Source organism: Pseudomonadales bacterium (genome assembly GCA_041395945.1).
In the GTDB taxonomy this organism is placed as follows: Bacteria; Pseudomonadota; Gammaproteobacteria; order Pseudomonadales; family Azotimanducaceae; genus SZUA-309.
Genome location: JAWKZN010000002.1, coordinates 409782 through 424479, shown reverse-complemented (window position 1 = coordinate 424479; position 14698 = coordinate 409782). Strand labels below are relative to the sequence as shown.

Here is a 14698-nt window from a genome sequence, read left to right as displayed (position 1 = left end):
GGCGACCCATCTAAAGCTACGAGCAAGCTTCCTCATAAACTTAGGCTGAATGTAATGATTTTGTTCATGTTGGCCGGCAAGTGACCCGGTTGCAGTGAATTTGTCGTTGTTATGGCCAGGAAATAGTTTTCTGGAGAAAGTCTTGGTTCAGCGTATAGCGTTTCCGGCGGTTCTCATGCTTTTCTGGGCGGCGGGTGCCTGGGGAAATCCGATTTACTATGAAGCAGAAAATGTCGCCGGCAACCAGTGGACGTATTTCTATACAGTCAACAATCTGACCGCGGACCCGATCGAAGAATTTACGATCTTTTTTGATCTTGGGCTTTACGAGAATCTGAGCATTTCAGCATCGCCAGGTTCTGATTGGGATGGATTTGCTGCTCAGCCGGATCCCCAGCTGCCCCATGAAGGTTTTGCAGACTGGCTTACCTTTGGACTCGCAATCCTGCCAGGTGAAATCCTCGGCGGTTTCGCTGTCACCTTTGACTGGCTGGGATCAGGCTCCCCGGCAGCGCAGTATTTTGAGATCATCGACCCCCTCTCCTTTACTGCCACCAGTTCTGGCTTCACCGAAGCCGCTCCGCGCGCGGTGCCTGAACCCTCGTCTCTGATCCTGCTCGGATTAGGCCTTTTCTCTCTGGTATTCATGCGACAACCCGCTATGGCGGTCCCGAAATCAGGCGCGGCACTCATTGCGCTCGTCTGCGTGCTCCCGGCTGGCCAGGTATTCGCGAGCGTTGAGGATCTTGCGGTCATGGACCAGCAACTGGTCAGCCAGCAACGCTCCGGCCGAAGCGCATATGATTTCACGTATACCATTTCGATCAGTAATGCTGGTGGCCCGCTCGAAAACGCTGTCGCCACGGTAACATCCAGCTCACCGAACACCGTGATTCTGGACGGCACAGTCAGTCTCGGGAATGTCGGGCCAGGTTCGATCCAGAGCGCGGACACCTTTCAGTTCCGGCAGGATCGCCGATATCTGTTCAATCCTGCCGACCTGACCTGGACCTTTACAGCGGACGAGCCAGCTCCCACGAATACCGCGCCTACTGCGAGTGCGGGCGTCGATCAGACTGCGAATGTTGGCCAGACTGTTACTCTGAGCGGAGCAGCTTCGTCGGATGCTGAAGGTGATGCTCTGACCTATGCGTGGTCACTGTCCAGCCCGGCGGGCAGCAGCTCGGTCCTGAACGGCGCCGCCGCGGTCTCACCAACATTTACCGCAGACGTCGCGGGCATCTATACAGTCACACTGACGGTTAACGACGGGTTGTTGAACTCTCTGCCTGACACGATGACGGTGACCGTGACTTTCGACGGCAGCAATCCACCGGTCATAACCTCATCCCCGGTAGTGACTGCCAGCACAGGCCAGAACTACACCTACGATGTCACCGCAACGGATGCCGATGCCGGTGACGCCCTGACCTATGCTCTGTTGACGGCGCCTGCCGGAATGACCATCAATTCCAGCACCGGGATCATCGGCTGGGTGCCTGATGCAACGGGACCTGCCGACGTCGACGTGCAGGTCACAGATCTTACGGGCCGAACCGGCCGGCAGATCTACCTTGTCAGCGTGAACAACGGCCCGGGAGATCTACCGCCGACCCTGCAGCCAATTGGAAATCAGTTTACGGTCACTGGTGCGACGCTGGTGTTGAACGCTATAGGGCTGGACCCGGAAGGGGAAACGCTTCGCTACGGTGTTGCGACCGGACCTGCGGGTCTGTCGATAAATACCACGACCGGCGCAATACAGTGGACACCCGGCGTCGCTCAGGTGGGCACTGCTGGTGCGACGGTGACGGCGACCGATCCGGGTGGCCAGCAGGCACAGACCAGTTTCATGGTTACCGTCCTGTCTGAACAGGTCAACAATGCGCCAACCATCGATCCGGTTGCAGATCAGACTGTCGACGCTCTGTCGACCATCACGCTGACAGTCACGGCACATGATACCGACGCCAATGACATACTGACGCTGACGCTCTCCGGTGCACCGGCGGACCTGAGATTCGATTCGCGTAGTGGTGTACTGACCTGGACACCAGATGTTGACGATGCGGGTGCTGTGAGTCTGATCGCAACCGTTGCCGATTCGGCCGGTGATACAGCGACGACCAATTTTGTGATCACGGTAGTAGAGCCGCCAGTCGCCCCCGTGGCGTTCGACGACGCCTACACGATCGGCCATCGGGAGCAGCTCATGGTGGTTGCGCCGGGTGTCCTTGACAACGATGTTGATGCAAACAGCGACGTGCTGACTGCAGCGGGTTCCAGCCTGCCCGTTCTTGGTTCATTGGATTCGTTTCAGGGTAACGGATCCTTTACCTATACTCCTCCGCCGATTCCACCGATCGAAATCGGTCTCGTTGAACAGTGTCGGACGGTTTCAGCCGGTGGCAACTTCCGCGTGCAGAGTATCGCTGTTGCCGATGTGGATGCGGATGGCGCCCTGGAAATGGTGTCCTGGTCTTTTCGAACGATCTCCGTCTATGACGCTGCCACCTGTGCGCTCGAAAGCCGTGTCACGTTGAGCACCCAGTTTGGCCGCCCCGTAGTCAGCCCTGCGCTCACCCTCGTCAATCTGGATGCCGATCCCGAGTTGGAAATCGTCGTGCCTTACCTGGACGGCAGTGCCCAGCTGCCCAACACGAATACTCAGTATCGACTGATGGCGCACAACATTGACGGTACCCCGGTGTGGAATGCTGCAGGTGTGTCGGAACTGATCTCCACCGCCACAATTGCTGCTAACGCACTCTCCAGCGTCGGCCCCAGTGCCGTGGACCTGGACGGTGACGGTCTGCCCGAACTTCTTGTCGCCAGCACCGGTGCGCCGGGTACCAACGGTGCCACGGGTCGAGCTCACATAACGGCCTACAACGGTCAAACGGGTGCGATTCTCTGGGAATACACGGGGCCCCTGGAAGCAACCGCCAACGGGCGCAGCGGCTCGCACTGGGCGATCGCCGATATAGATCTGGATGGGACGGTCGAAATTCTCTTCGGCAACAATGTGGTTTCGCATACCGGGGCATTAGAATTTCTGTTGCCGGCTGGAACAGGCACGCCCAAACACAAAAAAATCGCCATCGCGAATTTCGACAACGATCCGTACGCTGAAATTCTGACTGTCGATCCTGATGCGCATCGGATGTTTGAGCATACCGGCGCGCTGAAATGGCAGATTCTGCGCAGCGGCCTCGCGAATCATGAAATCACGATCGCTCAGCTGGATGCCGATAGCGCTCCGGAATATCTGATGATCGAGCTGCCCTCCGGCGAAGGCTTTCATCGGCTCGTCGCATACGATTCGGACGGCAGTGTGCTGTGGACTCATGATGGCACGCCGTTCGAAATGGCCTCCTCCACCCACGCCTGGTCAACGGTGCCGGTCGCGTTCGATTTCGACCGTGACGGTATTGATGAGCTGGTCTGGTATTTTGGTGGCTCCAACGGAAGTCTGACGCCCAATGGGCTGTACATTCTCAACGGCGCTGACGGCAGCGTCATCAGCTCTCAACCGTGGCTGGAACTCTCCGGAGATCATCAGTATCACTCGCTGACGGTTGCCGATGTCGACGGTGATGGTGCCGCGGAGATTCTTGCCCAGGATGCTTCGCCCACAGAGTTTGATCGCGATCTGATTCGCGTATTTGAAGGCACCGCTGGAAATCCGTATCCGCCCGCACGCCAGATTCGCAACCAGGGCTTTTATCATCCGACCCAGGTCAATGACGATGGCACCATACCGCGATCGGTCAGACCCCACTGGCTCATCCCCGGCTTGAATAAGTACAACGCAGCTCCTGTGGTCCCGGGCGAAACGGCCACCAGTCTGGATCAGTTCCGCTACACGGCCGCCGATGGAAGCGCCAGTTCCAACGAAGCCAGTGTGCGCATCACTATCGCAACGGTGAACGCCCCGGAAATCGTATCGAAGCCACCACTGGGTGCGTCGCCGGATTTTGAGTACAGCTATCCAGCGTTAGCCACGGATGCTGATTTTGGCGATACGCTCACCTGGTCTCTTGTCGATGCACCGGCAGGTATGAGTGTGGACCTATTTGGGATCGTTTCCTGGACCCCGGAAACAACCGATCTCGGCGACGTCGTTCGCATACAGCTGCTGGTTACGGACAGCGACGGCAACACCGACAGTCAGGACTTCCAGGTGAATGTCGTTCCAGCTGTTAGCGTGCCCGATATCCTGGGCAGTGACGATGGCGATGCCATGGCGGACCTCACTGGTGCAGGCCTTACCATCGGCTCTGTGACGCAGGCTTTCAGTCTGACCGTTCCAGCCGGCCAGGTGATTTCCCAGAGCCTGGCAGGTGGCAGTGAAAGTGGCGCGGGTGCAGCAGTTGACTATGTCATCTCCCTGGGCCCGCAGCCTATCTTTGTGCCCGATCTTGCTGGACTGAATCTGTCGACTGCGACCGCGGCATTGGAGGCGGTTGGCCTGTCGGCGGGCAGCATAACGCGGGTTAACAGCGACAGCGTGTTTCCCGGAATCGTGACTTCGCAAGGCCGTGCACCAGGCGTGCTGGCGGGCCTCGGCGAGGCTGTCCCGTTAACCGTTTCATCTGGACCTTCTCTCAAAGCGGGACTTGCGGACGTCATTATAGGCGCGGGTAATGTGGCGACGCTCAGCGTGAATGCATTTGATAATCAGGGCGAGCCTGCCGCGCCGCAACCTGCGGTGACTGTCTCTGTAGTCGCTCTGCCCGGTGCGGCTGGTACACCGCCGATGGCTGACGCGTTCGGGGCCACGACCTTTGCCGACACCAGAGGAGCTTACGAGCTTCAGGTCAATGCTGGGATTTTTGGCAGCCGAACACTGCCTTTCATCGTGCGTGGTGGCCTGACCGCCGGCAGTTACTACGAGGCGGTTGCGGATTTTGCGTCAACGGTAGAGCAGGTGCCCGGATTGATTAACGCGATATCCCAGGCGCTGAGCGGCAATGATCTGCTGACCGTTGAATCTTTGGGTGCCGTGCTTGTTGAACTGCGCGATGGTATTGACCTTGAGCTGCTGGCCGAACGCAACCCCTTTGCGCCGGAAACAGGTTTTCTGCCCAATCGAACACAGGCGGCAGGTGCGGGATTCCCCGCGGGTTTCAGTGAACTGGCGGCAGGTGTTGCGGCTTTCCGGCAGGTCGAAAATGCCATTAATGAAAGTCAGCGATTTCTTGTTCAGTTGAATGCCAGCGCGTCACGTAATGACGATGTGCGGGCGCGTTTTCTCAATCAGCAGCTGGAAAGCGCATTCAGCAGTCTGCTGGCTACTCCGCTGTCAGTTGGCGCGCAAAGCTATTTCAATACTGAAAGCTACGTTCTGCTGTCCCACCTGCTGCCGAAACTGCTGCGTGATGACCTGACTCGCATCATTGGGCTGTTGGTGACAGACGGACTGCTTGCAGACGCGGGGCCGTCCAGTGGTCACGCTATTGCGTCCGTCAGTGCGTTCTATGCGGAATCTCAGCCGACGTTTTTTACCCTGGGTGGCATGATGACGGCGACGGCAATACGCACCGATCTGATCAAGAATCTGTACGTACCCTATGTCACGCGCCTGATCTCTACCGCAGGTGTATTGTCTGAATTCGATGCGCTTCAACAGGAGCATGAGGTGACTCCGCTGGTTGCGATCATCAGCGGTGCATCGCAGAGCTTTCATGTCTTCAGGGCTGGAAATTCGATCATTGAAGCTACTGACCTGAGTCGTGACGGTCGGGCTTTCAACATTAAACTCATTGGCCCTGACAGATATCAGGCCTGGCTGGATTTCGCGACGGATTTCGAGGTCCCAACCAGTTTCCAGGAGCTGGCTGAGCTTGATCAGGCCGCTGCGGAAGCCGCTGCGGGAAGCCTGGAAGGTACTCAGCAGACCAGGTCCAACCAGGTATTGCGAGGCTGTTTTTTCGACCAGGTGAACGACTGTTCCCAGGTTGTGCTGGGCAACGGATTCCCGATTGTCCACCGTAGTGGCGCTTTCCCCGCGCCAGCGATCGTGATTCTGACGGACCGAGTAACCGGTCGAATCCACGCCAGTGTCTACCCGTTTTTCCCGCAGACAGATTGAGCGGCGGTACCTTAGGGTGGTCGGAGACAGGCCGACCACCTGCCTGACCGGATCACCGGGAGTCGTTGAGTGCATTCGTCCTGCCAGCTGCCATACTTGAGCTAATGAGTTAGCCACCTGGATCGCAGATCAATAATGTCCGGAAACATTGAACTGGAACGCGCAGCACTTGATCTGCTGATGGCGGCGCTCGAGCAGGAGCCTGATTCAAGGCTGGACTACGTGCGCGGTCGCTGCGCAGGAAACGATGCTCTCCTTGCCCGGGTTACAAAACTGCTCACCTGGGATCACGCGGGTGATGAGCCGCTGGACAGTCTGGAACTCCCGACAAGTCTGCCGGCGCGGTCTCCACCGGTAAAACTGGGCCCATACCGTCTGCTGAATCTGATCGGGCAAGGTGGTATGGGCAGCGTTTATCGGGCCGAACGCATGGATGGTGCCTTTGAAAGGACTGTGGCAATCAAGCTGCTTGGTGCCTCGGCTCTGACTAAGGGTGCGCGCGAGCGTTTCGATGTTGAACGACACTTGATGGCACAGCTTCGCCACCCGAACATCACGACTTTGCTGGATGGTGGTGTAGATGGCGATATCTCGTATCTTGTCATGGAGTACATCGATGGATCGCCGTTCACTCACGATCCGGGCGTATCAAGAAACAGACAGCTGCGCAGGTTCATCAAGGTGTGTGCAGCGGTTGGTCACGCCCACAGTCGACTGATTCTGCATCGCGATATCAAGCCTTCCAATGTGATGATTGACAGCGCTGGTGAGCCCAAACTTCTGGATTTTGGTATTGCCAAGCTGCTGCATGAGTTGAATGAACACTCAACGGGTTCAGCTATCGACCTGACAGTAGATGGCGGGTTGCCCATGACGCCCAGCTACACCGCCCCCGAATGCCTGGAAGGTGAGCCGTCTACCGTCCGCAGTGATGTCTATTCTCTGGGTGTTTTACTGTTCGAAGTACTTGCAGGGCGGCGACCGTTTGAAGTTGCGGGGCTTTCTCCCATCAAGGCAGCACAGGTTGTACGCAGTTCATCCCCCGCAAGCCTGGACAGCGGTCACGCTGATCTTGACCAGATCGTCGCCACGGCGATGCACCTCGACCCGGAACGACGTTACTACTCTGCGATCGCCATGGCAGAGGATATAACACGTCTGCTGGAACGTCGGCCGATTGTTGCCCGCAAGGACGACCTGCTGTACGTGCTGAGGAGGTTCTTTGCGCGGAATCGAGTTCTGGTTGGTATCGTGGCTTTCGCTGGCGCGGCCGTAGTTTCTGCGCTGATCGCGGCGTTGATTGCCTTGCAGGAAGCGAATGACCAGCGCGCGCTCGCTGAGCGCCAAACAGCAACCTCGCAATCCGCCCTCAAGTTCCTTTCTGATGTACTGCAGGCAGACAATCCCATGTCTGCGGTCGCTACAGATTCGATTCGCGACGCGCTAGCGAGCGTCGCGAACTCGATCAACAACCCCATGTATGAAATGGAAGTTACACCGGAGACTCGGATTTTCATTCTGTCTAATCTTGCCAACATCCATGCCGGGCGAGCCGAGAGAGATCTGGCGTCGACATACATTGCGCAGTCACAGGCATTGCTTGAAGCTGACAAGGACTTTGAGAATGAAGAGCTGATCTGGCAACAGCTGGCAGCCACATTACTCAATCTCGGTGAGTTCGACCAGAGCCTTGCGGCTGTCGATAAAGCCTTTGTCACGCCACTGGGTTTTGACCAGCCTTTGTGGCGTTATCGAATAAGCGGACTCAACAGTCGTGCCAGTGCGCTGGCATTGCTGGGTCGTGGCGATGAAGCTGTCGAACAGTTCAACGCGGTGATCAGGCTGAATCAGGATTACCCTCTGTTCCCCCTTGATCTCGCGTCAGCCCATCACGGAGTATCTAACGTTTATGCAAACCGGGATGAGCGTGAAAAGGCGATCCAGCACAATGCGGATGCGCTTTCAATTGCTGAGCAGTTCGGTTTCCTGAACTCTTCACTTGGTTTGACAATTCAGGCCAACCGCGTCGACTATCTGGATTGGGCCGGCCGTCATAGTGAAGCCGATACCGCCTTCCAGATGACTCTCTCGGGTCTGGAGCGCACCTTTGGCAGAGAGCATCCTGCAGTCGTCGAGCTGGTGGCGAATCGTGGCCGTGCACTACACGCCCGCGGTGAAGCTGCTCAGGCGGTGCAGGTTATGTTGCCCTGGCGGGACTATGTTCGCGAACGCATGAGTCTGAAAGACCCCCGGGTTTCCTACTTCGAGGCAAAGCTGGGCTACGCCCTGTGCGCGTCGAATGGTATGCAGCCAGGTATCGAGGCGCTGCAGCATGCGCTCATATCTGCTCGTGCGGTTTATCCACCAGACAACTGGAACATTCCCGACATTGAAGGAGCGATCGGCTATTGCCACATGCTGCTGGGCGACTACAGCCAGGCTGAGGAGATGATCCGGCGGTCGCATGATAAGTTTCTGGATATATTTGGGCCGGATCACTATGCGACAAAGGGCAAAGTGAAATGGCTGAAGCAGATTGAAGAGAGACGCTCTGGCAGCGTGCAGTAGCAGCACCTGTAAGAATACGCGGGCGCCATAGACGCTGAGATCGCCTGTCTTTGCTCAGAAAGGACTACCCAGGGCTTATCCACTTCAGCTGCGAAGATGTGAGTAAGGATGGTCATTCGAACACATACACCGCTCCACTCTGTTGGCCGGCGTTATCGCTATCGTCACCATTAATACCGTCCGCCCGGCTGTCTTCGAAGGGTGCGCCGACTGCCATGAATATCTCCGTCAGCACGAGTTGCCTTCCGAAAACATCGTTAGCGCCAGTGGAGGACGATTTCACGTACATATCCTGGGTCCAGGTACCATTGCTATCACGCGAAAAACCGTAAACTGCTCCGGCGTCCGCGAGACCGTTGTCTCCCTGATCTCCACCAACTCCAGTACTGGCGCTGTCCTCTGCGCTCGCGCTGACGAGCAGCCGGTCCCCATTAAAAGCCAGTTGACTGCCGAAGAAATCTCCGCTATCGGTATTCGATGCCTTAAAATAGGTTTCGGGTAGCCAGTCGTTGTTTGAATCCTTAACGAACAGATACACCGCACCACTATAGGCGGCGTTGTTGTCCAGCTGATCTCCGTCGATTCCAGTTGCCGCACTCGATTCACCACCAGCAGCTACTGCAAGCATGTTTTCAGTGAGAGCGACGCTCTGTCCAAAACTGTCCAGACGGTCCGTATTGGGACCTCTGAACATCGCCGTTTCCTGCCAGAGACCGGATGTATTGCGGTTGAAGACGTAGACGGCACCATAAAAATTTCCTATACCACCATGATAGGGGGCGCCGACTGCAAGAGTGTCATCCTGAAGATCAAGATCGAAACCGAAAGCCGAATCTGATGTCCCGTCCGATGCCTGAAACTGATCGACTTCAGTCCAGATACCCGCGGAATCACGCTCGAATACCCACACCCTGCCGACCAGGTTCGCGAATCGCGTGCTCCCGATGATGAGAGTGTTGTTTTGCAGCGTCAGGGTCTCACCGAACCGTTCTCCGTCCCCGGAATTGGAAGCCTTAAGAAAAGCCTCCTGCGCCCAGTTCCCTGTAGAGTCTCGTGCGAAGACATACACAGCACCAGAGTCCGGATGACCATTGTCTGTTTCGTCACCACCCACACCGGTGGCGCTGCTGTCTTCGCCAAGCGCACCCACAGCAAGAAGATCTCCATGAACGGCTACGCTTGAGCCGAACCGATCACCCGAATCGAACGTGTCGGGCTTGAGATAGTCCTGCTGATGCCAGTCTCCGGTTGAGCTGCGCACGAAAACGAAAACCGCGCCGGAGTCCAGCAGACTGTTGTCCCCCGGGTCGCCCGCAATACCACTGTCCTCGCTCGGTACACCGACAGCCAGAGTGTCAGCATGTCCATCCATCGAGGTTCCGAAGTAGTCCTCACTGTCGGACGCAGATGACTTGAGATACGCGCGCTGCGAAAATGACGAGAGCGGGCGTCTCGTTACTCCGAGTTCGTAGCTCTGTCGGGTCATTCCATCAGCGCCGGTCACCTCCAGATTGATGGTATTGAGTCCCTCGACCAGCGGGATGGGACCACTCGGTACGCCACTGCTGAGTGGAGCGGTATTCAATGTCAGGTCCGCGGCTGGATCCGATACAGCTGCTACCACCCGAATTGACGAGGTCAGAAATCCTACCTGCATCGTGTAGCTGCGTAATGATGGCTGGAACAACTGATCCAAAGAACCCGGTGTGGCCTCGAGGTTCGCGAGGTTCGCGTCTGCCCCAGCAGGAGGGGGGGAAGGCGCATTCCCAGGTGGCAGGACCGGCACGTTGGCTTGTCGGCCACCGCCACCTCCGCAGGAGGACAGCAGGACAAAGAGAAACATGATCAGGCTCGCCCAAAGTCGAGAAACTCGATTTACTCCCCACCCACCGAACACGTCCCCGTACATTGCCAACCCCGTAGTAACCGCCAAATATCAGGACTACTTTACAGCAACTGAAGCCTCGGAGCGTGAGTGCGCGAACGCTGAAATCAGCAGCTCCTGATAGCCGGTTGTTTCGACAATTTCCGGGCGATGGTGCTCGTAGTCATCATCAGCATTCCTCTGACTGCGCTGTTGCATCCTGTGCCGCGTGGAGCCGCCTCCTGAAAATAGTGACGCACAGTATAGGTAAGCTTTATACTCTGCCCGCGCCCGGATCCCGGGCGCTTCCATATTAAAAACCTGCTGGTGTGCAGAGCACACCTGCGCCAAAACCATGGAGGGAGATCGTAGTGATCAGGTACCTGTTACTCGGCGTTCTGTCGAGCGTTGTAATATCAGCCCAGGCTGACTGGACCGGAATCGGAGAGGCCGGTCTGTTGATGTCTGATGGAAACACCGAAACTGAATCGGCGAACGCGAAACTGAAGTTCAGCACCGAAGTCAGTGACTGGAAGCACAGCCTTGGGCTGGAAGGACTTTATGCGTCCAATGAGGGTGACAAGACTGCCCAGCGCTGGCAGCTGTTCGGACAGAGTGACTACAACATCAGCGAGAAGACGTTCGCCTTCGGTGCGGGTCGCTATGAACGGGACAAGTTCAGCGGTTTCAAGTATCAGGCTACTCTATCGAGCGGCCTGGGCCGGAAGCTGATCCGAACTGATCAGACGAAACTAACTGCTACCGCCGGTGTCGGTTACAAGTTCTTTGAAACGCGGGACACTTTTGATGACCTGGGTGCGCTGCTGGAAGAAGGCGACACGGACAATGAAGCAATATTTCGCGGTACCGCAGATTTCGAGCATGCGTTCAACGAATCGACCAGTGTGATCAATAACTTCATCGTCGAGGCGGGCTCGAACAATACCTATCTGGAAAATGGTCTTGCGCTGAAGGTCAAAATGAACGCGAAGCTCGCACTCGCGCTCGGCTATACGGTGCGACACAACACGGACCCGCCGAGCAGTTTCAAGAGCACCGATACCATGACCACGGTAAACCTCGTCTACGAGTTCAAATAAACCAGGCCGGTTGCGACCCACATCATTTGCAGCCACAGCTCAGCAGATTGCCGAAAAGCAATCACGCATGCAGGTGTGGCTGCAATTCGCAACGGTAATTCGTGTGATGTCGATGTGCACTTACACCTGTCAGCCCTGGAAGTATCGTGTCTCGCCGACAGCGAAAATATCGAATTCAGCTCGCGACATCCCGTACGTTGCACGGGTGCTGGCGAGTTCCTTCGGTGGGGTGAGTGCTCCTTCACCGGAGGGAACAAACGTAACCCGGTGAGTGCCTATCGACTGTTTTGCTCCGATGCCGCGATTCAGCAATACACACAGAATCTATGCTTTTTCGATCAACCAGCGCTTGATGCCCAATGGCACGAAGTACATAGGGCCATTTCCTAACCGTTTTATCGACGCGCTATCCAGATGGTCATAGTGATCATGGGATATAACGACGGCATGGATCGGTGGCAGAGCTTCAGGCTCAATTGCGGGCTGAGTGATGCGTTTAGGGCCAGCGAACGTAACTGGCGAGGCAAAGGCGCTGAACTTCGGATCTGCCGTGACATGAGAGGTCATCGCAGAGCACCCGTGAGAGTTGTGCAACGATCAGGAAATCAAACTGAGGAGGAAACTACTGCAGGCGATCCTTGAGGCTACTTCCCATCGTCCAGGGCGCGACGCAGATTGACGGCTACATTGTTGTCCTGCCGGTCTCTGATCCCAGTCTTGGGAACGATCGCACGTACCGGACAGTACGGCACACAAATCGCACAACCATCGCAGACACGCTTGAGAATACTGAACTGGTTCCTGGTCTCGACGATCGCCCCGAGCGGGCACATGTACTCACAGACACCGCAGCTGACGCAGTCGTTGCTGATGACGTGTTTCTCACGGTTACTCCGGATGCCGGATTCGTCAGCGCCCGCGCTGTGTGAGTTGCTTTCCATGCTAGGCGGATCCTGCAAACTCGCTCTCGACCCTGGAAGAAAGGTTGAAGAATTCCTGAAAGGTCTGATTGTATCGATAAAACAGATCTGCCCTCTGTTGATCCTCCGCCACGAGCTGTACTGCGCCGGGCAACTGCAGTCGATTCAGGGTGTGTCCAAGATCAGCTTCGCCGTTTGAATGGATGTTCTCGATCATTTCCTGCCAGACTGTTTCATCAGCTGTGAGGCTGAAGTCAGCATCGGCTTTCTCGTCCGTACCGAGTTCACGCACCGATGTCATGCCATAGTCCTCGAAGGAAAGCAGGAAACGGCGGTTTGTTTTACTCGAACGGGACTCGAACAGGACTTTCGCATCACAGAAACCCATTCGACGGAATGTATCCGCTTCGGCCTTGGCCTCCTGCTGAATGGCTTCGAACCATTGAATTGATGGAAACTTCACTGTATTTCCTCCTTTTCGATCCGGCTGATTCCGTTGTGGCATATTTTCAGTACGGTGCTTCTGCCGGGAGTAAGATGCGGGAACGTCGATCGAGACCCGCCAGATCACAGCGGTTCAGATACTCGTCTGTGATCCGTTTCCAGACTACCTTGACTGCTTCCATACCCTTGTCGATGTGCTTGATGCCGCCACCTGCCAGCACCGCGAGCGGCTCGATGATGAAGGAATTGCAGAGGAAGCTGGTGAACCCGCGCTCGGCGATCTCTGCTACTGCGTGCAGCTCACGCTCTGCGTTTTCACGATCCGGATGATTTTCCAGAAAATACTTGAGATGCATCGTGCCATAGGAGACGTGGCGCGCCTCGTCCTGCATGCACAATCGGTACATTTCTTTCTCAACCTTGTTCTGGGCCAGAAATTCACCGGCACGGAAGATGTCCAGTACCAGGCCCTCACCCACCACATGCATCAGAAACGAGCCCTGTACATAGGTAGGGGCATGAAGAATGTTGGCCAGCCCCAGTTCGGTTTCTGCACGCGCATGGAGCAGTCCGCCGCCATTGGCGAGGGCACGTTTACGAAAGACTTCCAGGTGCCTCGCCTCGTCCATGGCCTGCGTGCAGAGGAACATCTTGACCTCATGGTAGTGCTGGTTCATGCGCCACAGCCACTTCGCCGGGAAGTCGCTGGCGATCATCTCTACCTCGGTAAGAAATGTGCAGAATTCACACTGGGCACGCTCGAGATCCTCCGGCAATGGCTTCAGATCCTGCCAGGGAATGTCACGGGTGACGCTCCATTGGCGGGAAACGGCTTCCTCGTACAAAGGCGCGACGTTGTCTGCCCACATCTGATATTTCGAGTTCATCGTGTAACCCATACCAGGGTACTGATCTTCCAGAAGCGCGCCCCGCGGTGCCATGCTGTCGGTGGGAGCAACATCCTCAGGTTCGCCTGCGTAGGCTTTATTGATATCCATCAGGGTCAGACCCCGGGCACTCAACGAAGAACGGACTCCCCAGCGCGGCTCCTGATCCTTCAGCCATCGAAGGTCATACTTGCCAGCCTTGAGCCTGTCGATGTATTCCTCCTGATCAGGTGTATAGAGAGGCGCGTTCTCGTCGGGCCGTTCACCGGCAAGCAACCGCTCGGCCTGAGCGGCCGTCATGTTTCGGTCGAGAAGAATCTGCACCTGGAAAGGTGAGAACACCTGCAGCATCCTTTCGAGTTTCTCGAGCGGCCATTCTTTTTCCCTGGCAAGCCTGGTCAGTTTGTCCGGGATGGTCAGGCTTTGTTCGACTGTTGCTGACATGCCGTTCTCCAGTTCGCAGAGGGTAAAATCCATTCGGAAGGCCGTAGCCTGACGCTAACTAGAATGCGCGGTTTGTCTTTGATCCAGATCAAAATCTCTTGCGAAATTACCTGCAGTAGCTGATCCAGGAGAGGTTGGACCGCAGATCGATGATTGCGGAGATCCCTGGCATACGCCAACAGGCGTCAACGCGACCTGCAACATCCAGACCAGAAAAGAGTATGAACAACAGTATGGTTTCAGAAATCTGAAGATCGCGTTCGATCTGTCAGCGGAAGCAGCTCTCTCAATACAGTGCCTGGCTGAGCTCAACGTCAGCGAACATGAGCTCGCTGCGTGCAGACAGGAAATCCAACGGGACTTATCCAGGCAGGCGG

General features: G+C 56.4%; 6 protein-coding genes. 3 read left to right on the top strand and 3 right to left on the bottom strand.

All coding sequences use genetic code 11. The features are described from left to right. The first annotated feature begins 142 nt into the window (after positions 1–142). Both R3E82_18590 and R3E82_18585 read left to right on the top strand, forming a co-directional pair. Positions 143–6094 (top strand): putative Ig domain-containing protein, encoded by a 5952-nt coding sequence (locus R3E82_18590; GenBank protein ID MEZ5552896.1) that lies wholly within the window; start codon positions 143–145, stop codon positions 6092–6094. Between the two features lie 135 nt (positions 6095–6229). Continuing rightward, complete coding sequence (locus tag R3E82_18585) at positions 6230–8662, top strand: serine/threonine-protein kinase (GenBank protein MEZ5552895.1); 2433 nt, start codon at positions 6230–6232, stop codon at positions 8660–8662. Between the two features lie 112 nt (positions 8663–8774). Here the strand turns inward: R3E82_18585 and R3E82_18580 are convergent, their stop codons facing one another. Continuing rightward, entirely contained in the window at positions 8775–10505 is a 1731-nt protein-coding gene (locus R3E82_18580; GenBank protein ID MEZ5552894.1) for a cadherin-like beta sandwich domain-containing protein, read from the bottom strand. Positions 10506–10855: 350 nt separating this feature from the next. Between R3E82_18580 and R3E82_18575 the strand changes: the two genes are divergently transcribed. Beyond that, positions 10856–11626, top strand: a complete 771-nt coding sequence (locus R3E82_18575) for a DUF481 domain-containing protein (protein MEZ5552893.1) — start codon at positions 10856–10858, stop codon at positions 11624–11626. 942 nt (positions 11627–12568) lie between these two features. On the opposite strand, the gene R3E82_18570 is transcribed toward R3E82_18575, so the two are convergent. Next, positions 12569–13009 (bottom strand): hypothetical protein, encoded by a 441-nt coding sequence (locus R3E82_18570; GenBank protein ID MEZ5552892.1) that lies wholly within the window; start codon positions 13007–13009, stop codon positions 12569–12571. A 46-nt stretch (positions 13010–13055) separates the two neighbouring features. Then, positions 13056–14321 carry a ferritin-like domain-containing protein gene (locus R3E82_18565; GenBank protein MEZ5552891.1) on the bottom strand — a complete coding sequence of 422 codons (1266 nt, stop codon included), beginning with the start codon at positions 14319–14321 and terminating at the stop codon, positions 13056–13058. Positions 14322–14698 lie beyond the last annotated feature (377 nt).